Here is a 665-nt window from a genome sequence, read left to right as displayed (position 1 = left end):
ACACTCCCCGCCCACAGGGTCAAGCTATAGATCACCGTTACCGTTTCCCGTTGGGACAAGCCCGCCCGCAACAACCGGTGGTGCAAATGCCGTTGGTCCGGGAAAAAGGGAGACTTGCCGCGTCGCAACCGGTCCATCACCACCCAGGTCATATCTAGCAAAGGCACCGCCAGGATGATATAGGGCAACACCACCGCAACAGTCGTCACCCGCTTCACCATGAAAATGTTGCCGATCGCCGCCAGGGTAAATCCCTTGAAATAAGCGCCGCCATCACCCATAAAAATCTGCGCCGGGTTAAAGTTGTAGCGCAAAAAGCCCAAGCATGCTCCCGCCAGCGCCGCCGCCAACAATGCCGCTGCCGGTTGGCCCATAAACTGGGTCACGACTAGAAGCACTGCCGCCGCAATCCCAGAAACACCCGCCGCCAGGCCATCCACCCCGTCCACCATATTGATGGCATTGGCCATTCCCACCAGCCACAGCAGCGTCAAGGGCAAACTCAATGGCCCCAGCGACACCAACCCCAGCCCCGGCAAGGTCAAAGAATCAATGCGCACACCCCAAGCCCACACGCCTCCCGCCACCGCCATCTGCATCACCAACCGCGACCCCGGCGATAGGGAAAACAAATCGTCCGCCAGCCCAATCAGAAAAAAACACAA

At 58.9% G+C, this 665-nt stretch carries 1 protein-coding gene; it reads right to left on the bottom strand.

What is annotated here, in order from left to right:
• Positions 1–665: undecaprenyl/decaprenyl-phosphate alpha-N-acetylglucosaminyl 1-phosphate transferase (locus NZ772_19450; protein ID MCS6815732.1), on the bottom strand; the 665-nt coding region annotated here is incomplete at both ends.

It is taken from the genome of Cyanobacteriota bacterium (assembly GCA_025054735.1).
Lineage (GTDB): Bacteria > Cyanobacteriota > Cyanobacteriia > SKYG9 > SKYG9 > SKYG9.
The sequence above is the reverse complement of the archived record's forward strand: the minus strand, read 5'-3'. Positions and strand labels throughout refer to the sequence as shown.